Origin of the sequence: Nocardia nepalensis, from assembly GCF_048910785.1 — a bacterium.
Classification (GTDB): Bacteria; Actinomycetota; Actinomycetes; order Mycobacteriales; family Mycobacteriaceae; genus Nocardia; species Nocardia nepalensis.
Genome location: NZ_JBKBET010000031.1, coordinates 243,064 through 262,577, shown reverse-complemented (window position 1 = coordinate 262,577; position 19,514 = coordinate 243,064). Strand labels below are relative to the sequence as shown.

General features: G+C 65.6%; 24 protein-coding genes. 17 read left to right on the top strand and 7 right to left on the bottom strand.

The window, feature by feature from the left end; genetic code table 11:
* The first annotated feature begins 426 nt into the window (after positions 1 to 426).
* The 4 genes from ACHQ4I_RS26155 to ACHQ4I_RS26140 all read left to right on the top strand — a co-directional run bounded on the left by ACHQ4I_RS26155 (position 427) and on the right by ACHQ4I_RS26140 (position 4,863).
* The gene (locus ACHQ4I_RS26155; RefSeq protein ID WP_420774489.1) at positions 427 to 1,305 is read left to right on the top strand and encodes an IclR family transcriptional regulator; all 879 of its coding nucleotides are present in this window, start codon (positions 427 to 429) and stop codon (positions 1,303 to 1,305) included.
* Positions 1,306 to 1,403: 98 nt separating this feature from the next.
* Positions 1,404 to 2,678 (top strand): hypothetical protein, encoded by a 1,275-nt coding sequence (locus ACHQ4I_RS26150; protein ID WP_420774488.1) that lies wholly within the window; start codon positions 1,404 to 1,406, stop codon positions 2,676 to 2,678.
* Between the two features lie 65 nt (positions 2,679 to 2,743).
* Positions 2,744 to 3,673: a glutamate ABC transporter substrate-binding protein gene (locus tag ACHQ4I_RS26145; RefSeq protein WP_420774487.1), complete on the top strand. Its 930-nt coding sequence runs from the start codon at positions 2,744 to 2,746 to the stop codon at positions 3,671 to 3,673.
* Entirely contained in the window at positions 3,670 to 4,863 is a 1,194-nt protein-coding gene (locus ACHQ4I_RS26140; RefSeq protein WP_420774486.1) for a hypothetical protein, read from the top strand. Before ACHQ4I_RS26145 ends, ACHQ4I_RS26140 begins: the two co-directional genes overlap by 4 nt.
* Here the strand turns inward: ACHQ4I_RS26140 and ACHQ4I_RS26135 are convergent.
* Positions 4,832 to 5,356 (bottom strand): hypothetical protein, encoded by a 525-nt coding sequence (locus ACHQ4I_RS26135; protein ID WP_420774485.1) that lies wholly within the window; start codon positions 5,354 to 5,356, stop codon positions 4,832 to 4,834. The two genes, ACHQ4I_RS26140 and ACHQ4I_RS26135, sit on opposite strands and share 32 nt — an antisense overlap.
* On the opposite strand from ACHQ4I_RS26135, the gene ACHQ4I_RS26130 reads away from it, so the two are divergent.
* From ACHQ4I_RS26130 to ACHQ4I_RS26115, 4 genes are read left to right on the top strand one after another with little or no spacing between them, the layout of a single operon-like run.
* Positions 5,325 to 7,316 (top strand): serine/threonine-protein kinase, encoded by a 1,992-nt coding sequence (locus ACHQ4I_RS26130; RefSeq protein WP_420774484.1) that lies wholly within the window; start codon positions 5,325 to 5,327, stop codon positions 7,314 to 7,316. The two genes, ACHQ4I_RS26135 and ACHQ4I_RS26130, sit on opposite strands and share 32 nt — an antisense overlap.
* Entirely contained in the window at positions 7,313 to 8,434 is a 1,122-nt protein-coding gene (locus tag ACHQ4I_RS26125) for a PP2C family protein-serine/threonine phosphatase (protein WP_420774483.1), read from the top strand. The genes ACHQ4I_RS26130 and ACHQ4I_RS26125 overlap by 4 nt, the downstream gene beginning before the upstream one ends.
* Positions 8,431 to 9,717, top strand: coding sequence for a vWA domain-containing protein (locus ACHQ4I_RS26120; RefSeq protein WP_420774482.1), 1,287 nt, complete (start codon positions 8,431 to 8,433; stop codon positions 9,715 to 9,717). The genes ACHQ4I_RS26125 and ACHQ4I_RS26120 overlap by 4 nt, the downstream gene beginning before the upstream one ends.
* Entirely contained in the window at positions 9,717 to 10,379 is a 663-nt protein-coding gene (locus tag ACHQ4I_RS26115) for an FHA domain-containing protein (protein WP_420774481.1), read from the top strand. Before ACHQ4I_RS26120 ends, ACHQ4I_RS26115 begins: the two co-directional genes overlap by 1 nt.
* 7 nt (positions 10,380 to 10,386) lie before the next feature.
* Here the strand turns inward: ACHQ4I_RS26115 and ACHQ4I_RS26110 are convergent, their stop codons facing one another.
* From ACHQ4I_RS26110 to ACHQ4I_RS26100, 3 genes are read right to left on the bottom strand one after another with little or no spacing between them, the layout of a single operon-like run.
* Complete coding sequence (locus ACHQ4I_RS26110; RefSeq protein ID WP_420774480.1) at positions 10,387 to 10,878, bottom strand: SRPBCC family protein; 492 nt, start codon at positions 10,876 to 10,878, stop codon at positions 10,387 to 10,389.
* Entirely contained in the window at positions 10,875 to 11,198 is a 324-nt protein-coding gene (locus ACHQ4I_RS26105; protein WP_420774479.1) for an ArsR/SmtB family transcription factor, read from the bottom strand. The genes ACHQ4I_RS26110 and ACHQ4I_RS26105 overlap by 4 nt, the downstream gene beginning before the upstream one ends.
* A 5-nt stretch (positions 11,199 to 11,203) precedes the next feature.
* Entirely contained in the window at positions 11,204 to 11,569 is a 366-nt protein-coding gene (locus ACHQ4I_RS26100; protein ID WP_420774478.1) for a VOC family protein, read from the bottom strand.
* A gap of 90 nt (positions 11,570 to 11,659) precedes the next feature.
* On the opposite strand from ACHQ4I_RS26100, the gene ACHQ4I_RS26095 reads away from it, so the two are divergent.
* From ACHQ4I_RS26095 to ACHQ4I_RS26085, 3 genes are read left to right on the top strand one after another with little or no spacing between them, the layout of a single operon-like run.
* Positions 11,660 to 11,935: a hypothetical protein gene (locus ACHQ4I_RS26095; protein ID WP_420774477.1), complete on the top strand. Its 276-nt coding sequence runs from the start codon at positions 11,660 to 11,662 to the stop codon at positions 11,933 to 11,935.
* Positions 11,935 to 12,264 (top strand): hypothetical protein, encoded by a 330-nt coding sequence (locus ACHQ4I_RS26090; RefSeq protein WP_420774476.1) that lies wholly within the window; start codon positions 11,935 to 11,937, stop codon positions 12,262 to 12,264. The genes ACHQ4I_RS26095 and ACHQ4I_RS26090 overlap by 1 nt, the downstream gene beginning before the upstream one ends.
* Before the next feature lie 54 nt (positions 12,265 to 12,318).
* Positions 12,319 to 12,861: an AAA family ATPase gene (locus ACHQ4I_RS26085; RefSeq protein ID WP_420774475.1), complete on the top strand. Its 543-nt coding sequence runs from the start codon at positions 12,319 to 12,321 to the stop codon at positions 12,859 to 12,861.
* A 69-nt stretch (positions 12,862 to 12,930) separates the two neighbouring features.
* Here the strand turns inward: ACHQ4I_RS26085 and ACHQ4I_RS26080 are convergent, their stop codons facing one another.
* The 3 genes from ACHQ4I_RS26080 to ACHQ4I_RS26070 all read right to left on the bottom strand — a co-directional run bounded on the left by ACHQ4I_RS26080 (position 12,931) and on the right by ACHQ4I_RS26070 (position 14,680).
* Complete coding sequence (locus ACHQ4I_RS26080; protein WP_420774474.1) at positions 12,931 to 13,506, bottom strand: hypothetical protein; 576 nt, start codon at positions 13,504 to 13,506, stop codon at positions 12,931 to 12,933.
* 66 nt (positions 13,507 to 13,572) lie between these two features.
* Positions 13,573 to 14,121 (bottom strand): hypothetical protein, encoded by a 549-nt coding sequence (locus ACHQ4I_RS26075; protein ID WP_420774473.1) that lies wholly within the window; start codon positions 14,119 to 14,121, stop codon positions 13,573 to 13,575.
* 373 nt (positions 14,122 to 14,494) lie between these two features.
* Positions 14,495 to 14,680 (bottom strand): hypothetical protein, encoded by a 186-nt coding sequence (locus tag ACHQ4I_RS26070; protein WP_420774472.1) that lies wholly within the window; start codon positions 14,678 to 14,680, stop codon positions 14,495 to 14,497.
* Positions 14,681 to 14,947: 267 nt separating this feature from the next.
* Between ACHQ4I_RS26070 and ACHQ4I_RS26065 the strand changes: the two genes are divergently transcribed.
* The 6 genes from ACHQ4I_RS26065 to ACHQ4I_RS26040 all read left to right on the top strand — a co-directional run bounded on the left by ACHQ4I_RS26065 (position 14,948) and on the right by ACHQ4I_RS26040 (position 19,453).
* Positions 14,948 to 15,838, top strand: coding sequence for a helix-turn-helix domain-containing protein (locus ACHQ4I_RS26065; RefSeq protein ID WP_420774471.1), 891 nt, complete (start codon positions 14,948 to 14,950; stop codon positions 15,836 to 15,838).
* Complete coding sequence (locus tag ACHQ4I_RS26060) at positions 15,835 to 16,041, top strand: DUF397 domain-containing protein (RefSeq protein ID WP_420774470.1); 207 nt, start codon at positions 15,835 to 15,837, stop codon at positions 16,039 to 16,041. Before ACHQ4I_RS26065 ends, ACHQ4I_RS26060 begins: the two co-directional genes overlap by 4 nt.
* 186 nt (positions 16,042 to 16,227) lie before the next feature.
* On the top strand, positions 16,228 to 16,818 hold the full coding sequence (locus tag ACHQ4I_RS26055) for a DUF3558 domain-containing protein (RefSeq protein ID WP_420774469.1): 591 nt from the start codon (positions 16,228 to 16,230) through the stop codon (positions 16,816 to 16,818).
* A 55-nt stretch (positions 16,819 to 16,873) separates the two neighbouring features.
* Positions 16,874 to 17,395: a hypothetical protein gene (locus tag ACHQ4I_RS26050; protein WP_420774468.1), complete on the top strand. Its 522-nt coding sequence runs from the start codon at positions 16,874 to 16,876 to the stop codon at positions 17,393 to 17,395.
* Positions 17,392 to 18,558, top strand: a complete 1,167-nt coding sequence (locus tag ACHQ4I_RS26045; protein WP_420774467.1) for a hypothetical protein — start codon at positions 17,392 to 17,394, stop codon at positions 18,556 to 18,558. Before ACHQ4I_RS26050 ends, ACHQ4I_RS26045 begins: the two co-directional genes overlap by 4 nt.
* Before the next feature lie 127 nt (positions 18,559 to 18,685).
* Complete coding sequence (locus ACHQ4I_RS26040) at positions 18,686 to 19,453, top strand: ESX secretion-associated protein EspG (RefSeq protein WP_420774466.1); 768 nt, start codon at positions 18,686 to 18,688, stop codon at positions 19,451 to 19,453.
* Positions 19,454 to 19,514 lie beyond the last annotated feature (61 nt).

The window sequence follows — 19,514 nt, the reverse complement described above, 5'->3', positions numbered from 1 at the left end:
GTTCACTTTCCTGCGCGCCAAGCCCGGTGGACGGGACGTGGAATCAGCGTCCGGCATATCCGGTGCGGAAACATCCCCGCCGTATCACTGAGTGACACGTTCATCGAAATTGGCTGTGCGTGCATTGATTACGGTCGCTTCGGGGTGCGAGGCTGGAAGGTTGGATAGGGGGCAATTGGGGGGCGGTACCGAACACGGGTCGGTACGTTTTCGGGCAGTACGAGTTCGCCGTGGCGCCCCCTGAGATTCGCGGCACCCACCAACGAATTACCAACGGCCGTCCAACGCAATGTCGGTTTGACACCCGTGGCGGTGCGGTCGCACACTCATCGCTACCGCGCATTTCTTCGCGCGGCCGGTTCCGAATTCCCGAGAAGGTCGACATGATGTGTCGTCGCCGCGTTCCGGTCGCCTCGGCGGTGCGATATGCCCGATGACAAAACGGTGGTCGGGCGCGCCGTCGCCATCATCGAGGCAGTCGCCGATTCCCGGGATCCGGTCCCGCTGGCGATGCTGACCCGGCGCACCGGCATTCCCAAACCCACCGTCCGCCGAATCGCCAACGATCTGGCCCGGCGCGGCATGCTCGAGCTGACCCCGGAGGGCTACCGCGCGGGCACCCTGCTGATCTACCACGGTTTGCGCGCGGCCCAACAGCACGGTTTCGTTCTCACCGCGCAGCCCTACGTCCAGGATCTCTACATGCGCACGCGCGGCGAAATCGTCTGGTGCGCAAGCCTGTACGGCGGCGAGCTGACCCTCAACGGCTCGGCCTTCGGCCGCAACTACGCCGCGGTGATGAAGCGACAGAACTGGCCGAGCCTGGCCTCGTTCGGGCCGAGCATGGTCCTCACGGCCGCGGGTCGGTTGCAGATCGCCGCACACGAGGAACAGGCCGAACAGATCCTGGCCACGGGCTGGGCGCCGCTGACGCAGTATTCGGTGACCGATCCGCGCAAACTGCGGGCACTGCTCGACGAGGCCCGTGACACCGGTTTCGCGCACGAGCGCGAGCAGACGGCGGTGGGGTGGAGTTGCGTGGCCTCGACGGTTCGCGATGCCTCGGGCGCGTTCATCGGCGCGATCGGGGTGACCGGCCGCAGCGCGGTCCTCGAACAGCGCAGTCTGCACACCGGATTGATGCGCTCGGTGGAATCGCTGCAGCAGGAACTGCGCGCCGATAGGTCGGCGGGCCTGCCGCTCGGCAAACCGGCGAAGTCATTCGGTGATATCTTCAGCCAATATCCGCGGTGGACGCCGAACCTCGCGCCATTGCTCGACGCGGGGCCGGATTCGTCACCGTAGCGTCCGAATCGGGTGCCCCCGGCACAATGGGCAGCAAACCCCAATTCCCTGCCGTACTATCGCGATCGGAACACCGGCCGGGTAGACGAAGGGGGACGGTGTTGGAGATTCGCCTACCGGCGACCATGCGTAACGGGGGTGCGTGGTTACGGCGCTTCGCCGGGACGACTCCTGGCGCGATCGGCGCGGTCGCCGTCGTGTCCGTGGTGTTATGTCTGCTCGCGGGCCTGACCTCCGCTGATCAGTTGAGCGGCAAGATCGCGCGGCGCGATGCGGTGCTCGAGCGCACCGAACCGCTGGCCTATGCCGCACAGACCTTGTACGTCGCGCTCTCGGCGGCCGACGCGTCGGCGGCCACGGCCTTCCTATCCGGCGGCATCGAATCGCCGCAGGTGCGTGGGCAATATCAGCAGGCGCTCGCCGAGGCCGCATCCGCGCTCTCGGAGGCGACCACCGGCGCCGCCGATCAGCAGACCAAGACGATCGTCGCCAAGATCGCGGCCGATCTGCCCGCCTACACCGGCCTGGTCGAAACGGCGCGGGCGAATAATCGCCAGGGCTTCCCGGTCGGCTCGTCCTATCTGCACGAGGCCTCGCTGCTGATGCAGAATTCGTTGCTGCCCAACGCCGAAATGCTCAGCAAGGATCGGCTGGCGGCGGTGCGCGAGGATCAACACGATATCGCCGCATTGCCGTGGACCACGATCGTGCTGCTCCTGCTCGTGCTGATCAGTTGTGGCGTCGGCACTTTCGTCCTGCTGCGCCGCACCAATCGCCGGATGAACCTGGGCCTCGCGGTCGCGGCGGGCGCGACGGCGGTGGCGCTGTTGTGGGTCGTGGCCGCCACGACCATCGCCGCGACCACACTCGATACCGGAAAATCCGGGGCGACCAGTCGCTTCGAAACCCTGACCCAGGCGAGGATCCTGGCCCAGCAGGCGCGCACCGACGAAACCCTGGAATTGATCACTCGCGGCGATATCACCACGAGCGAAACCGATTTCCGCAAGCACACCACCGAACTGGCGGACCGGCTGGCGACCGTGACCGGAGCCGATTCCGCGGCCTCGCGCGGGCTACTGGGCTGGACCGCGGGGCATGCCAAGCAGCGCGAGGCCTACGAGGCGGCGAACTATCCGGCGGCCGTGGCGCAGGCCATCGGCACCGGGGCGGAGAATTCGGCGACGCGGTTCGCCCAGTTGGATGCGACGTTGCGCGACAACCTCGGACAGCAACGCGGCGCATTGCGCGACGGCGTCGACTCGGCGGGTTCGGCATTCACACTCGGTCCCGCGGGGACGCTGGTGCTGCTACTCGGTGCGGCGGCCGCGGTCGTCGCCGGACTGTGGCCGCGGCTGAAGGAGTTCTTGTGATGCGGCGAATTCCCCTGCGGCGGTATCGCCTTACGCGGACCGCGCTGGCCGCCACAGTTGTCGGAATGAGCGTGCTGACGGCCGCGTGCGGTTCCGGCAACCAGGTGCCGAAGACCACGACCGTGGCCGCGGTGAACCCGAAACCCGACCTCATCGAGATCAGCACGCCGCAGCCCGAATCGAATGGCGGTTGTGACGCCGAGGCCAGCCTGCGCCCGGGCGCGCTGCCGAGTCCCGGCGCCATGCCGTCGGGTTCGCCGATGGCGGCCATTGTCGCCAGTGGCAGGTTGCGGGTCGGCGTGGATCAGAACACCTACCTGTTCGGCTTCCGCAATCCCACCTCCGGGCAGCTGGAGGGTTTCGATATCGATATCGCGCGCGAGATCGCCAGGGCCCTGTTCGGCGATCCGGACAAGATCGAGTTGCGTTCGGTCACCGCGGCCGAGCGGATTCCGGCGCTGCAGAACAAACAGGTCGATCTGATCGTGCGCACCTTCTCCGCGACCTGCGAACGGCGGCGCGACGTCGACTTCTCCGGCATCTACTACCGCGCGACCCAGCGCATTCTCGTCTCTCGCAACTCCGGTATCCACTCCGGCGCGGATCTGGGCGGCAAACGCGTCTGCGTGACCCGTGGCACGACCTCCGCGGGACCGCTGTTCCGGCTGCCGAAGCGGCCGACCGTCCTGGCCGCGACCAACTGGACCGACTGTCTGGCCGCGCTGCAGCAGGGCCATGTGGACGCGATCAGCTCCGACGATCCGATCCTGGTCGGTCTGGTCGCGCAGGATCGGAATCTGGAGATCGTCGGCGAGGTGATCGGCACCGACGCCTATGCGGTTGGTATCGCGCAGGGCAATCCGGATCTGGTGCGCTTCGTCAACGGCGTACTCGAACGCATCCGCGCCGACGGCACCTGGCAGCAGCTCTACAACACCAGACTCAGCGCGCTCGGACCGTCGCCGGGGCCACCGGATCTCCGGTACAAAGAGTGAGTCCGGCGACCATGCAGCTACTCACGCTCGCCGAGATCGACGGTGAATTGGCCGCACGCACAACCGAATTCGACGCCATCACCGCCACCCTGCTGGAACTGGACAAACATCCGGGCCACACGCTGTTGCAGCGCTACCCGCCGACCGGACTGACCGAACAGCGCTGGCTGCCGGTCCGTGCGGCGCTCGCGCTGATGTGGGAGGACTACGGCCGCCTGAAGACCATCCTCGATTCGGCGAACAAGGTGCGTGGCACGCGTACCCGGCTCGACGACAGCGAACGCGCGGAACTCACCCGGCTCCTGCGCGGGCGGCCCTACGAGGCTTCGCGCACGCCGATACCGATGGCGCAACGTTCACTCACCGGCCCTGCGGAACAGGTCCTGTTCGTGGGGCTCGCCGATACCGTTGATCGCATGCGGGCCACCTTCCCGGAAATCGCCGAATTCCTCGACGCGGTCGATGCGGTGAACACCCGGGTGATGTCGGGCCTGGCGCCACTGCAGGACCTAGTGGACAAGGCCGGCGCCGCCGGAGGCCAGACGGTCGAACTGCGCGCGATCGGCGATGGCATCGCCGCACTGTTGAGCCGTTCGGCGACCGATCCGCTCGCGCTGACGGTGCCGGAGATCGATGCGCGCATCACCGAGTTGTCGGGGGAGTTGCAGCGCACGGCGTCGATCCTGGCCGAACTCGATGCGGTGGCGGCGGATTGGGCCGGTGCCATCGCCGAGACCCGCAGGCTCTTGACGGTTCTGGGCGAGACCAGGGTCCGCGCGGCGGCGGCCAGAGCGCAGGTCGAGGCGAAGATTCTGGCGGGCCCGCTGCCGGTGCACCCCGACGACACCGGTGCGCTCGCCGCCGAACTGGATGCGCTCGCGGCGAATCCCGGTGCGGCCGCGGACCTGGTCCGCTTGCGCGGCCGCATCGCCGACGCGACCGCCGGGGCGGCCACCGCCGAGGAGCTGGCCCAAGGCCTGCTGGATCGGCGCGTCGAACTACGCGGGCGCCTGGCCGTTTATCAGGCGAAGGCGGCCCGACTAGGTGTCAGCGAGGACCGAGACGTACTGGCCTCCAATCAGATCGCCGCGGGCCTGCTCGCGCGCAGGCCGTGCGATCTGGCGGCCGTCACCCGGGCGGTCGCGGACTTCCAGCAGATCATCGGGGAGAAATCGGGGCGGGGCAGATGACCTGTAATGAGCCGGGATGCGGCGGCACGATCGAGGACGGATACTGCGTGGTCTGCGGCACCGCGCCCGCCGAGGCCACCACCGTGTCGGCGGAAACGCCGATGGCGCAAAAGAATTCGAGCGAAGGGCAGACCTGCACCGAGCCCGGATGCGGCGGAACCATCGTGGGCGGGTACTGCGATAGCTGTGGCACCGCGCCCGCCGCAACTTCAGCGGAAATGCCTGTGCCGCAGAAGGCTTCGAGTGAGGGGGAGGTTTGTGCCGAGGTCGGCTGCGGCGGAACGATCGTGGGAGGGTACTGCGATGCCTGCGGTACCGCGCCCGCGACGTCCGCGCTGTCCAGTCTCTCGGCGCGCTCGGCCAGCACCCGCGCCTCCGGACGCTCGGTGCGCACCGGCCGGTCCTCGTCGAAATCCAGTGCGCGCGGTCGGCTCGGCGCGGGCATGGTGGATGTGCCGCGGATGCCGCGCATCGATCCGGCCACCGCGGTCATGGCGGATCCTCTGGTCGCCGAGGGAAAACGGTTCTGCGGCAAATGCGAACGGCCCGTCGGCCGTGGCCGTGATGGCACACCGGGTCGCACCGAGGGCTTCTGCCCCAACTGCGGCACCCGGTTCTCCTTCGCGCCCAAGCTGAGTAAGGGCGACCTGGTCGGCGGGCAGTACGACGTCGTCGGCTGCTTGGCGCACGGCGGCCTCGGCTGGATCTATCTGGCCACCGACCGCAATGTCGGCGGCCGCTGGGTGGTGCTGAAGGGCCTGTTGAATTCCGGAGATCTGGACGCGATGGCGGCGGCGGTCGCCGAGAAGCGGTTCCTGGCCGAGGTCGAGCACCCGAGCATCGTCAAGATCTACAACTTCGTCGAACACCGCGGTGCCGATGGTGTCGCCGTCGGCTATATCGTGATGGAGTACGTCGGCGGCACCTCGCTCAAACAGATCCTGCGCGCCCGCCGCGACGCCGACGGCGGCTACCTGCCGCCACCCCAGGCCATCGCCTACATCCTGGAGATGCTGCCCGCGCTCGGCTACCTGCACTCGCTAGGCCTGGCCTACTGTGATTTCAAGCCCGACAACGTCATGCAGACCGATGAGCAACTCAAGCTCATCGATATGGGCGCGGTGATCGCCATGGACGATCAGGACAGCCCCATCTACGGAACCATCGGCTATCAAGCGCCGGAGATCTCCGAAACCGGACCGACCGTCGCCACCGAGGTGTACACGGTGGGGCGCACACTCGCGGTGCTCATGATGAATGTGCCCCAGCAGGGCGGACATTTCGGCGCACTGCCCGCGCCGGACACCGAACCGCTGCTGGCGAAATACGACTCGCTGTACCGATTCATCCAGCGCGCTACCGACGCCGATCCGGAGGCGCGATTCTCCTCGATGGAGGAGATGACCGATCAGCTGACCGGGGTTCTGCGCGAGGTTCTGAGCACCGACGATGGCGTGCCGCGTCCCGGAATGTCGGCGTTCTTCGGACCGCCGCGCGGCGTGTTCGGAGTCCAAGAGGCGCTGACACCGGCCAGTATCGTTGCGGCACTGCCGGTTCCGCTTATCGATCCGAGTGACAGCGGTGCGGCGCTGCTGGCGACCACCGGCGGGACCACGCCGACCGAACTGGAGCAGGCGTTCGAGGCCGGGTTGCGCTCGGTGCTCACGACACGCGGTGCGTCGGTGGAGATTCCGCTGCGGCTGGTGCGCGCCGCGCTCGAGGTGGGTGATCCGTCCGATGCGCTGCGCCGACTCGACGAACTGGCCGACACCCTGCCCGGGGACTGGCGGCTGGCCTGGTATCGCGGCCAGGCCGAATTGCTCGCCGCGGACTTCGCTGCCGCCTATGCCGAATTCGACGCCGTGTACGCGGCGTTACCCGGCGAGGCCGCACCGAAATTGGCGCAGGCCGCCGTCGCCGAATTGGCAGGCGCGCAACCGGATAAACGGCAAGCCGCGCACTACTACGACACGGTCTGGCGCACCGATCACGGCTTCGTCAGCGCCGCCTTCGGTCTGGCCCGGCTGCGCAACGCCGGCGGCGATCGCGATGGTGCCGTGGCCGTTCTCGATCAGGTGGATTCGGCCTCGGCGCTCTACACCGCAGCCCGGCTCACCGCGGTGGAGACGATGCTTGCCGATCGCACACCCGACGAACTGTCCGAACCGATCCTGCGGGATGCGGGCGGTCGGGTAGAGGCCCTGCGCATCGATTCGAAAAGCCGTGGCGCGCAGGTGCGGATGCGCGTGCTCGACGCCGCGCTGAGATGGTTGTGTGCGGGTAAAGCACCGACAACACATGGCGCGCTGCTCGGCGCGAACCTCGATCAGGACGGAGTACGGACCGGTTTGGAGCGCTGCTATCGAGACCTCGCCCGCGAAACCGATGACATATGGGCACGAATCGAGCTGGTGGATCGCGCCAATGCGATCCGGCCGAGGACGACCTTATGACGAATTCAGCATCGCATCGCGACCCGATGGGGAGTGATGGCCGCGAGACGGACGGTCCCGAGCCGAATGCCGCGGTATCGCCGCGCTGCCCGGAATGCGCGGCACGGGTCGGGGTGGCCGACCGGTTCTGCGAGGCGTGCGGTCGCGAACTCGGCGCGCGCCGGGTCGCGCTGCCGCAGTCCGATCCGGCTGCGACGCCCACTTGTGAGGGCTGCGGCGGCACCAGCTATGACGCCGACGGTTACTGCCGAGGCTGCGGGCAGTTGCGTCCGGAGCCGGATCGATTCGAGGCCGATCTCGGCGCGGTCTGTGTCGCGACCGACCGCGGAATCGCGCACGCGCGCAATGAGGATGCGGTCGCGGCCGCGGTAGTCGAGGACGCGGACAAGCGCCCCATCGCCACGGTGGTCGCGGTCAGCGACGGGGTCTCCACGTCAGAGGATCCGCAGGCGGCCTCGGGTGCGGCGGCGCGTGCGGGCATCGATGCCTGTCTCACCGCACTGGCCGAATCACTGTCCGGCAGAGCGGTTGTCATGGCCGGGCTCACGGCGGCGGCACAGTCGGTCCGCGATATCGCGGTGCACGAAGGCCACGCACCGTCGTGCACCTATGTTTCGGCCATCGTGCGCGGCTACGGGCGCGAGGGTGTGGAGATCACCGTCGTGAATGTCGGTGACAGCCGGGCGTATTGGTTGCGCGGCGAGGGCACCGAGCCGATCGAGGGCGGCAATCCGCCGTCGCGGCGATTGAGCGTGGACGATTCGTGGGCTCAAGCCCTGGTCGACGCCGGTGCCATGGACGAGGCGTCCGCGATGCGGGATCCGCGGGCGCATACATTGTTGCGCTGGCTCGGCGCCGACAGCGAGGACAAACCATGGTCGGACAAATGTGTGCAGACCTTCCACACCACCGGTCCCGGAGTACTGCTGCTGTGCAGTGACGGACTCTGGAACTACGTATCCGATCCGGATGCGCTGGCGCGGATGGTCACCGGGGTACCGCCGATGGAGGCGGCGCGTGGCCTCGTCGAATTTGCTTTACGGTCCGGGGGGAGCGACAACATCACCGTCGCGCTGGTGCCGATCGGGCCATCGGTCGATGCAGGAGAAGCACAGTGAGTTCCATTGCAGATAACGGTATTTCGGTAGCGATAGACCAGAACGAATATCTGGCCGAGGGCGCGGACACGGTGGACGCGGTGGTGACCGTCGAGACCGGCGCGGATTTCGTGGCGGCGGGACCGGCGCCGGAGCGGCTGGAGGTGCTGATCATCGACTGCTCCGGATCGATGGCTTCGGGCAAGAAGTTCGAGGGCGCGCGCCGAGCCACCTTGGCCGCACTCGATGTGTTGAAGGACGGCACCCGGTTCGCGATCGTCGAGGGCACCTCGATGGCCCGGCTGGTCTATCCGGGCGATAAGCCATCGGTGCCCGCGAACCGCGATACCAGAGCCGCGGCCCGTCGCGCGCTGGATAAATTGCGCCCCAACGGCGGTACCGCCATGGGCACCTGGCTCGGGCTCACCCGCCAGCTGGCGAAGAAGCATCCCGGCGCGATGGTGCACGCCATCCTGCTCACCGACGGCAAGAACGAGCACGAGGAGCCCGCCGCGCTGGCCGCCGAAATCAAACAGTCCGAGGGGATTTTCACCTGCGACTGCCGCGGCGTCGGAACCGATTGGCAGGTGGACGAATTGCGCACCATCGCCTCGGCGCTGCACGGCACCGTCGATATCGTCGCGAATCCGGCCAACCTGGCCGCGGACTTCGCCGCCATGACGCAGACCTCCATGGCCAAGGCCATTCCGGAACTGACACTGCGGGTGTGGACGCCGGCGGGGGCGACGGTCCATTTCGTCAAGCAGGTCGCGCCGACGATCGAGGATCTGACCGCGCGGCGCACCGATGCGGGACCGCAGCTGGGGGAGTACCCGCTCGGGGCCTGGGGTGCGGAGGACCGCGACTACCACGTGCAGGTGCGGGTCGAACCCGCCGCGCCCGGGCGGGAGAAGCTCGCCGCCCGGATCAGTGTGGTCGCGGGCGAGGAGGTCGTCGGGCAGGGACTGGTGCGCGCGGTGTGGACCACCGAGACCGAGCTGTCGGCCCGAATAAGCAGGCGCGTCGCGCATTACACCGGGCAGGCCGAACTCGCGCAGGTGGTGCAGGAAGGGTTGAGCGCGCGTAAGAGCGGCGATGCGGAGACCGCGACGGCGAAGCTGCGGCGCGCGGTGGAGTTGGCGGCCGAATCCGGGAACGAGGGCACCGCGAAACTCTTGCGCGGTGTGGTCGAGGTGGATGAGCACAGCGGCACCGTGCGGTTGCGCGCCAAGGTCGAGGCCGCCGATGAGATGGCTTTGGACGCGAGGTCCACCAAGACGGCGCGGGTACGCAAGGAGGGCTAATGGCGATTGCGACCTGTCCGGACGGGCATCAGTCCGTCGCGACGGATTATTGCGATGTCTGCGGTTCGCCGATCGGGGCCCCCGCGCCCACGGTCGCGGTCGCGTTGTGCCCGTCCTGTGGATCGCCGAGCAGCGGTCGATTCTGTGAAGTCTGCGGACATGATTCGGCACTGCCGACTCCGGTGGCACCGACACCGGAGTCCGCACCAACCGAAATCGCCACCGCGGCAGAGGTTGTCGCCGCGTCCGGTGTGATGACGTGGGTGGCCACCATCACCGCCGATCGCGAGTTCTACGACCGGGTGCAAGCCCGCAAGGGCCCCGATGCCGACCGCGTCGAATTCCCGGCGTTCTATCCCGAGCGCCGAATCACCTTGCGCGGCACCGACATCCTGATCGGCAAGCACAGCGTCTCCCAGGGCCTGCAACCCGATATCGATCTGGGCATCGCCCCCGCCGACGCCGGAGTCTCGCGCGCCCACGCCACCATTCACATCGCCGACACCGGCATTACCATCACCGATCTCGGCTCCACCAACGGCACCAGCCTCAATGGCAGCGACGATCTGATCCCCGCCAAGGTGCCGGTCCCGCTGCAGAGCGGGGACCGCATCCACCTCGGTGGCTGGACGACCATCGTCGTGACAGCGGAACCGGCCTGAGTCCGGTTCACTTTGCCGGATTCGTATCGACTGTTTCACCGAGCGCGACATCGCGCAGCACCTCGTCGATGCGGCGGATGACGTGCGAGCGCCATCCGGCGTCCATGATCGTGCGTGCCTTCTGCTGGAGCGGGTTGTCCGGATCGAAACCGGCGTGCTCCAAGAACAAGCGGGTGCCCTTGCCTTCGGGCTGCAGGGTCCAGGTGATCGTCCAGTCGGCATTGTGCTCCGCGGTCGGATCGGCGTCGCGCCAGCCGACGCGCAGCATTCGCTCCAGCTCGAAGGCCAGCACCTCGGCCGCGATCGCACCGGAAAAGCCGGTGGCCGGAATGGCTTTCGCGTCGATGGTGTACCGGTGTCCGACCTCGAGCCGGAAGTCCGCGGGCATGAACCACCGTGCCAGCAACTCCGGTTCGGTCAGCGCGCGCCACACCTTGCCCGGGCTGTGCGCGAGGAACTGGTCCACGTGAATGGCGGTCAGATCGTCGGTCATACTCATTCCTCCTCCATGGTGTCGAGCAGGTCACGCAGCCCGGCCAGCTTCTCGCGCCAGAATCGCTCGAACGGATGCAACCATTCCTGGATCTCGTACAGCGGGGCCGCCTCCAGCCGATACAACCGTTGCCGACCGACCTTGTTCTCGCTGACCAACTCGGCCTCGCGCAGCACCCGCAGATGTTCGGAGAAGCTCGGCCGCGCCATCTCGAAGTGCGCGGCCAGATCGGTCACCGGCTGCGGTCCGCCATCGCGCAGCAGCCGCAGCACCTCGCGCCTAACCGGACTGGCCAGTGCCGCGAAAACCCGACCCTCGACCGGCATCGTGTTCACCGGCGCGCGGCGGCCAGCACGAAGCGGTTGCCATCGGGATCGGTCAGTGTGGCCTGGCGACCCCATGGCAGGTCGGTCGGACCCTCGACCTCCGCACCGGCTTTTGTCAGCACCGCGCAGTCGGCGTCGAGGTCGGCGGTTTCGAGAATGACACCACTGGAACTGCCCGGCGTGAAACCCTGATCCGCACTGGCCAGCGTGAATGCGGTCTGTGCGCCCTTGGGTGCGACCTGCAGCCAGCGCACCGGGCCCATCTGCTGATCGACCAGCAGCTCGAATCCGAGCGTGGCGACGTAGAAATCCTTGGCCCGCTCCTGGTCGGAGACGGGCACGGTGACGACCTTGGCATGAGTGATGTTCATGATCTCGAATATAGGTAGGAAAAATCCTACGTGTCAAGAGACCGAAAACCCCGACCGATTGGTCGGTTACTATGCGCGTAGTATGTAGCCATGGGGTTCGAGTGGCCGGACTGGGCGTTCGCGCACCTGATCGACATCGGACCCCGGGAAGTACGCCAGGTCCTCGAAGGCGCCAGGCGTTGGCCACGGATCGCCGACGACGGCAATGTCACGGTGTTGTCGGTCTGGGGTCGCACCGGTGCCGGGCGGCCGTTGATCGTGGCGACGCGCCAGCAGGACCAGTGGACCTGGCTGATCATCGGCGCCCGCGAAATGCGCGCCGACGAACTCAAAATGTTCGAGGAGTGGGAACAGGAGAACCGGTGATGAGCGAAAAGGATTTCCCGTCCACCCCGGACGAAGTGACGGCGTTCATGGATCGGCTGAGCTTCAGTGATGAACCGGTCCCGCCGGACAAGGCCCCGCCGCCGCTCGCTCCCGGTGACGACATCGTCGTGACCAGCTCCATCCGCATGCCGCTGGAACTGCACACCCGAGTCAAACAGCTCGCCGATGCTCGCGGTATCGGCATGTCGACGCTGATCCGGGAATGGATGGAGGCGGCCATCGCCGAACTCGACGGCGATCAGCTGATCTCCCGCGCCGACGCGGTGCGCGCGCTGTCACGACTGCATCCGATCCACCGCGCGAGCTGACTCGCGGAGACGCCGGCGGAAAATGAGTGGCGCCGGGCTGCGATCATGGCGGATATGGAATCCGCCGTCTACCTGATCACCGGTATCCAGGCCGCCGGGAAATCCACGGTCGCCCAGGCATTGGCGGAGCGGCTGCCGCGCTCGGCGCATGTGCGCGGGGATGCGTTCCGGCGCTTCATCATCGGTGGCCGAGTGGACATGAGTCCGGAACCATCCACACAGGCACTTGACCAACTGCGACTGCGGCACGCGCTGGCCGCGCACACCGCCGACGCGTACGCCGCGGCCGGATTCACCGCGATCATCCAGGATGTCGTGCTCGGCGAGTTCCTGCCCTACACCCTCGACCACATCCGGACCAGGCCGCGATATGTGGTGGTACTCGCGCCGAAACCGGCTGCGGTCGCCGCGCGCGAGGCGGCCCGGGACAAGGTCGCCTATGACGGTTTCACGGTCGACAGCCTGGATGAGGTGCTACGGGCGCAGACCCCGCGCATCGGATTATGGTTGGACACTTCCGATCTCACCGTGGAGCAGACCGTCGACGAGATCCTGCAGCGAGCCCGGCCACTGGACGGCGAAGCCGCTGCTCTGTGACTGCGCCCCGACATCACGTCAGCAGATGATTCGTCTCGCTCGAATCGAGCAACGCGATTGCTTCGACGGTCAGCGTACGAGCGGGGTGAGCATCGCGGCCAGCGCGGTATTGTCGGGGGCGAGGTAGATCTTGTGGTCGCCCGGGTCGAAATGTGTGGTGGGGCAACGGAATTTGTCCGCCGATTCGGCGTCGATATCCTTTTCCGCCACGAGGTGGTGGGTTTTGGGTTCGTAGACGCGGACATGGTAGCCGGGGCGGTAGACCGGCAGCCTTTTGCCGCCGTCGAAATCGCAGTCGCGGCCGAGTGCTTGTTCGTTGTCGCGACCGACGCAGGCCACGAGCTGGATATCGGAGATCTCCTTTTTGGCCTGCGCGTCGGACAGTGTCCGGTCCTGCGTGGTATCGGTGACCCGGTCGCTCGAATAGCCTTTGTTGCCTTCGACGAAGACAGCCAAGATGTGCGGCGCGGTCCCGCTGCGATAGTCGGCGGTGTTCTTCACCTTGGCGCCCATCGTTCCGCAGACGACATTGGCCAGCTCGGTCGGCCGATCGACGGTGGTGCCGAACACCTTCTTCCACCCGAATACCGCGCCGATGCCGATCCCGATGATCGCGAACAAGACAATGAGCACACGAAAACGCATGCGAAGACTCCCCCCTCGTGGTGAACGAGAGCAGCCTGCCACAAACCGGCAGACAGGGGCAATTCGTTATGCCCCTGACGGTTTCGGCAGATCATCGATGTTCATCAGCGCGGCCCAGTAGTCATCGCGAAGCGCGTTCCACAGGTCCTCGTGCTTGGGGAGTAACTCCCGAGCGGCGGCGAGATCGGGATACGGATCGAATATGACCGTTCCGGGTGGTGCCGCCGGAAGTGGTGTGCGCGAGGGCAGGCGGTACGCGGTGAAGGACTCCGAAGTGAATTGCGCACGTAAGATGCGGGCCGAGATCCCTGTCAACTGCCATACTGCGACCTTGCGACCATCCTGGGTTCGGGTGGTCCGCAAGCTATCTCGACGCATCATGCCCCTCTCGTTGGCAAGACCGGTATCGGGGGAGTCGACACCCCGACACCGGGACGACTCGGCGGGCACAGGCTGATTCGCCCATTCGCGGACCGCGTCCGCGAACCGCTCGACCACATCGGCTGGTGCGCCGCTGTAGGTGGCAGGTGGACCGATGAACGGATCACGCTGTGGCAGTGCGGGATTGCGGCCGGTAGCCCGCGATTGGCGGCAATTCGGCTTGCTGGCGGTCATCGGCCCGCCTGACCGGTGTTCCTCGCGCCCTGATCGGCGTGAAGTCTCCCCACGGCACAGACCAACCACAGCCCGTAAGGGAGGGTGTTGAGTAGGAAGATGAGAGCGGTGATCTGAGCGAGCATCGGGCAGCACCCCTTGGTCGTTGGAGATCTGTTGTCAGGCAGACGGTCTGGTGCAGGTGGGGCAGTCGGCGGGCGAATCGGTGGGATGCGGATGTCCCATTTCGATCAGGAGAGTCCAACAGGCGCACAACATCTCGCACGTCCGCACCGTGCAGTCGGCGTGTAGGTCGCGGGATATCTCCAGATGCATCTGGGCCGGTGACATCGCGACGCTTGGGCGCTTGTGCTGGATGGAATCGGCGGCCATATCAGAACCCCTGGTGCGGAACATCGGCCGGGACGAACCGTCCGGCCTCGATGAGCCGCTTCTTCGCTTGCGCCTTGACTGGGCACATCGATGCCGCGCATTCCAGGTGCGCCTGCATCATGGCGTGGGCGTATTCGATTGTCATCACTGGCAATTCGCGGTGGTTCGTTACCGGCAGGCCGTGCATGCGAATACTCCGAATGTGGATGTGGGTGTTTGGAATGCCCGATAGCCGGGGCCGAAACCGCCTGTGATACAAAGTGATCCGCTTAGGCAGTAGGTGCATCCCGGCTACCGGGGTGATGCAAGTACACATCCGAGTCTCGGAAAACGGCATCCTCAATCGCCCGATTCCGTCGTATTATCGCCAAACTTTCTCCGCGGATACCGCCACGTGAGTGCCACCTGCTGACGGCTTCCAAAAGTCCGGTCACTACATAGTGAGGCTAACGATATGAGCGTTACCGGTAGTACTCTTGCGCGTCGTGCCCTCGGTCGTGAACTGCGCCGATTGCGGACGGTCAAGGGTATCTATCAAGCCGAGGCGGCCAGGCTGGCCGAAACCTCCCCGCAATCGATCGGCCGCATCGAGGAGGGGCGATCGACCCGCATCACCAGCTTTCAGGTCAACGCCCTGTGCGATGCCTACGGTGCCACCGACGACGAACGGCGAATCCTGTTGGGGCTGGTGCAGGAGGTGCGGGCGGCGCGGGAGCGCGGTGGTGGCTGGTGGCGTTCGTATGCCGATCAGATCACTGGGGACTTCGACCACTACCTGGCCTTGGAGGAGGCTGCCAGTCGTATGACGGCGTGGAAGGTGGCCGTACTTCCGGGTCTGCTGCAGACCCCAAACTATCGCCGTGCGATAGCTTGGATCGAATCTCCCGAACTGCCTTCCGAGCTGATCGAGAAACGAATTGAATGGGCGATACGCAGGCAGAGACGCTTGGAGGATCCGGGGTTCGCCGTCACGGTACTGCTGTCGGAAGCCGTACTGCGCGAGGAGATGGGCGGTCCAGCAGTGATGAGTGAACAGCTGCGGCACCTGGCCGAAGTGGGTGACCTGCCAAATGTTTCGATACAGGTTGTCCCGTTCGACGCCTGCAGCCATCTCGGTGTGCTCGTCGGATCGTGCTCCCTCTTGGAGTTTCCGCCCTTGCCGCAGTCCAAGCTCGTGGAACCGCCGATCGTCTACGTCGAGGGCTACGCCGGTGACTTGTACTTGGAACGTGAAGAGGAGGTGGAACTTCATCGCACTGCACTCGCCGAGATCGGACGTGTAGCGTTGGATGAGAGCAAGTCCAGGCGAAAGATCCTGGCTGTGGCGAAGGAGCACCGAGCGTGAGTGTCGATCTGTCGGGGGCGAAGTGGTACAAGAGCAGCCGCAGCAGCTCGACGAAAGACTGCGTGGAGGTTGCACACATCGACGGGGGCATGGTCGGAGTGCGGGACTCGAAGAACCCCACGGGCCCGGCCCTCGTCTTCAGTCCCGCCGAGTGGGATGCATTCACGGCGGGTGTGCAGAACGGGGAGTTCGAGCAGTCCTGAACGGCATGTCAAGTGAATTCGCAGGAGCCCCAGTTGCTTTCGGCGTCTGGGGCTTCATCCGATTCAGCGTTCCTCCGAGATTGCAGCTGGATGAACGCTTTGCGTGCTGGTGACCTGACCGGTACGGTCTAGACGAGCTTGCGGGGGCGGGGAAGCCGGTCCGGCCCCAGGTCTGGGATGGAACCGGTGCGAGAGGACGATATGGCCAGCTGGAGCGGTGTGGTCCGGGGTGTAGTTCTCGGTGCAGGGCTGATCATGCTGGTTTCGGCCTGCAACTCCGGTGGGGAGTCGAAGGACAATACGAGCAGTGCATCGGCAACGCCGACCATCGCAGCGGATGTGCCAGCGGGGTTCGATGCATGTAAGGATCTTCCGCAGTCTCTCATTCAGTCGGAGGAGCTGAAGAACAAGGGGGCTGACAACACAGATAGGCCCGGCGGAATCAAGTGGCGCGGCTGCATCTGGGTTCAGTCCGACGGCTACTCAGGCACGATCGACACTAGCAACATCACCCTGGCAATGGTGCATGTAAACAGTCAGTTCACTGTCACCGAGGATCTCAACGTAGGTGGGCGGGCGGCACTTACCTATCGCCCAAGCGATGATCAGACGGATCAGCATGAGCACTGCATCCTGCTTGTTGAGATGAGGGCTGGCAGCCTGGAGGTCAGTATCGATAACCCTAGGTCACGTCGGAAGTCTGGGAATCAGCACTCTTGCGAGATCGCCGAGCGCCTCGCAACCCAGATCATTCCAGCGATGCCGGCCACCCTCTAGACTTGAACGACCTCCGGTCGATCCTGGCCGGAAACCCTGGGGAGGAACACGAACTGTGAGCGGCGAATCCACGACACCGTCATCTGCGGGGCCGCTGGCCAGCGCGATCAAGGACGCTCAGGACGGCAAGCTGACCGTCAGTTTCAGCAACGAAGTGCGTGTAAACGCCGACGAATTCGTCTACATCGAACGCGACTGTGAAGCCTTCAAGGCCGAGATACAGGCTCTTCAGACGACCGCACAGAGGATCTCCGACCGAAAGAACTGGGGTCTAGGCGAGACGACGGACGGCATGACCTCCGCCAACACGCTGGTGGCTCGCTTCCGCGGCAAGGCCAAGATTGTCAATCAAGCCACAGACTCGGCCAACAACGTCTTCGACATCCTCCAGCAGCACTACCAGATCGTCGACGACATCCAAAACCTGCACCGCACAATCGCGCAAAAATTCGTGGAGCAGGATCAAGAATTCGCCGCACGCTACAACGCGTTGATGGCAAATAAGGAAGCCAGCCAGATCGGTACCATAACCCAACTAGGCGTGATTTCAGCCCCGGCTGTCGGAGCTTCGAAATGACCGATTCGAATGAGCCCTCGAAGATTGCTGGTGGCGGTGAGCATGTCGATAGCTGGAACCATTGGCAGATCTACAACGCGTTCACCCCGCTGAATACGACCGAAGCGCATAATGGCGCCTCTGAATATGCTCAGATCGCCACGCGATGGGCTTCGGCGGCAGAACTTTTCGCCAACCGGATCAATCATTCGAGTACAGCGGCCTGGGACGGCACCGCCGCGAATAGTTCGCGAGACGCGATCAGCAAATACGCCAAGGCCGCATTGGACCTGACGACACCGCTGCAGAACCTCGCCGATCGGGTATCGGCAGCGGCCAAGGGCGTCAACGATACTCAGAACGCCGTGGACAAGCCGCCGGACGGGGGATCGTGGTATAACCCGAAGAGTTGGAACCTGGGTATCTACCACGGCCCCAATTCTGCTGCGGTGCGTAACGATTGCGAGAGTGCCGCGCGGGAAGCCATGCGCGCTCATTACGTCGATACGTTCGTTTCGGCGGATAAGCAGATTCCGGTGCTCCCGGTTCCGAACAGTCCGACCGATCCCTTGTACAAGGCACCCGACACCAAGAACGACGGCTACACCCCGGGGACATCTGGAAACGGTGGCGGTAACTCGACGTCCGGGACCGGCAATCAGGGCAAAGGCGGCGACCAGAAGGACGATTCGCAGCCGGGCACCGATCCGACGAACACTTCACAGGATCCGTCGTCGACCACTCCCACCAGTACCGATTCGTCGTCGCAGACCCCGTCGAGCACCTCGGCTACCCAACCGAGTTCGGTGACCCCCACGACGAGTACGTCTACCACGCCGAGCAGCTACCCGGGCGTTACGGGCGGCACGGGCGGTGGGCTGGGTGGTACCTCCGGCACGACCTCGGGCAAACCCGGCAGCACTGTGTCCGGTACGCCGACCACAACCAGCGCGACAACCAACGCGGCACGAGCGGCGACCACCACCGGCACCTCGAGCATGTCGGGCATGGGTGGAATGGGCGGTGGCCGTGGCCAATCCAAGGGCGACGACGAGTCCCATCAGCTCCCCGAATGGCTTCGGAACATGGAGAACACCGAAGAGCTGCTGGGACCCGCTCCTAAGACGGTCGCCGGCGGCGTGATCGGCGCGGACCACGCCGAACCCGGACCGACACCGAGTTGATACCCGGCCGCCGGTCGAAATATCGGCGGCCGGATTCGCTTCTTATCTGGATTTCGTTGGCCCGCTGCCTGTTTCGAGGTACCGATGCTGTCCTCGGGACGCTATCGAGCCGCATGATGTTGATTGGATGACCACGATGGCCGAATGGAGTTGGGAACCGGACGATTTCGCGGCGCTCTGGTACAGCGACGCGAACGACCGGTTCCCGCATCCGCTGCGCTATGTCAGCCGTTTGGCCACCAACGACGAGGTCGCCGCGCATCGGTCCGCCGTGCGCGCCCGCTACGGTGTCGAGGAAACCGAGCAGATCAATCTCGCCCTGCACACCCTGACAACCTCCGAGTTGCGCATCGAAATCGCCGGTGAGTCAACGATTCTCGGCAAGGGCAAACCCCGCGAATACCGCGTCCTCGGCGCCCGGACCCCTTTTCACGCGGTGATGCTGACCCAGACCGCCACCGACGGTGTCGACAGCCCTATCCGCTGTCGGCTGTTCCGCACCGAACAGCTGGCGGCACGCTTGGCGGCCATTCTGCCCTCGGTTCCTCCCGGCGGCGCCAAACCGGAAACCTTCCATGTCGAGGACCTGCGTTCCGGCAACAACGGCCACAGCCACGGTCGCCACAGTCCGCTGGAACGTTTCGATCGTCTCATTCAGCACCGCTCCGGCGCGGGCGTCGCCGGCCTGCTCGCCGGATACCTGCACAGCCGCCCGGCCCCCTGGTACACGATCGGATGGTTCGATACCGAAGGCGACGGCCGTTACGTTCAGCAGCAAACCCGCGAACACATCAGCGTCCGCCCCGCCACCACCGCCGATCTCACCAATTACTTCGAAACCTGGATCGACCTGGCCCTGAAACGACTCCGCGGCGACCACCCCGACAACTGGTGATGTGATCGTCGCCCGCTCCAGCAGCTCGCCGAACGTAGTGATATGGCGGTTGAATGCGGCG

Coding starts and splice junctions, on each gene's coding strand:
- ACHQ4I_RS26075 (WP_420774473.1), bottom strand. CDS start 14,121: ATGACCGCCAGCAAGCCGAATTGCCGCCAATCGCGGGCTACCGGCCGC.
- ACHQ4I_RS26090 (WP_420774476.1), top strand. CDS start 11,935: ATGAGCGAAAAGGATTTCCCGTCCACCCCGGACGAAGTGACGGCGTTC.
- ACHQ4I_RS26110 (WP_420774480.1), bottom strand. CDS start 10,878: ATGAGTATGACCGACGATCTGACCGCCATTCACGTGGACCAGTTCCTC.
- ACHQ4I_RS26065 (WP_420774471.1), top strand. CDS start 14,948: ATGAGCGTTACCGGTAGTACTCTTGCGCGTCGTGCCCTCGGTCGTGAA.
- ACHQ4I_RS26155 (WP_420774489.1), top strand. CDS start 427: ATGCCCGATGACAAAACGGTGGTCGGGCGCGCCGTCGCCATCATCGAG.
- ACHQ4I_RS26115 (WP_420774481.1), top strand. CDS start 9,717: ATGGCGATTGCGACCTGTCCGGACGGGCATCAGTCCGTCGCGACGGAT.
- ACHQ4I_RS26130 (WP_420774484.1), top strand. CDS start 5,325: ATGCCGCGCATCGATCCGGCCACCGCGGTCATGGCGGATCCTCTGGTC.
- ACHQ4I_RS26145 (WP_420774487.1), top strand. CDS start 2,744: ATGAGCGTGCTGACGGCCGCGTGCGGTTCCGGCAACCAGGTGCCGAAG.
- ACHQ4I_RS26045 (WP_420774467.1), top strand. CDS start 17,392: ATGACCGATTCGAATGAGCCCTCGAAGATTGCTGGTGGCGGTGAGCAT.
- ACHQ4I_RS26125 (WP_420774483.1), top strand. CDS start 7,313: ATGACGAATTCAGCATCGCATCGCGACCCGATGGGGAGTGATGGCCGC.
- ACHQ4I_RS26085 (WP_420774475.1), top strand. CDS start 12,319: ATGGAATCCGCCGTCTACCTGATCACCGGTATCCAGGCCGCCGGGAAA.
- ACHQ4I_RS26080 (WP_420774474.1), bottom strand. CDS start 13,506: ATGCGTTTTCGTGTGCTCATTGTCTTGTTCGCGATCATCGGGATCGGC.
- ACHQ4I_RS26040 (WP_420774466.1), top strand. CDS start 18,686: ATGACCACGATGGCCGAATGGAGTTGGGAACCGGACGATTTCGCGGCG.
- ACHQ4I_RS26105 (WP_420774479.1), bottom strand. CDS start 11,198: ATGCCGGTCGAGGGTCGGGTTTTCGCGGCACTGGCCAGTCCGGTTAGG.
- ACHQ4I_RS26095 (WP_420774477.1), top strand. CDS start 11,660: ATGGGGTTCGAGTGGCCGGACTGGGCGTTCGCGCACCTGATCGACATC.
- ACHQ4I_RS26100 (WP_420774478.1), bottom strand. CDS start 11,569: ATGAACATCACTCATGCCAAGGTCGTCACCGTGCCCGTCTCCGACCAG.
- ACHQ4I_RS26135 (WP_420774485.1), bottom strand. CDS start 5,356: ATGACCGCGGTGGCCGGATCGATGCGCGGCATCCGCGGCACATCCACC.
- ACHQ4I_RS26070 (WP_420774472.1), bottom strand. CDS start 14,680: ATGCACGGCCTGCCGGTAACGAACCACCGCGAATTGCCAGTGATGACA.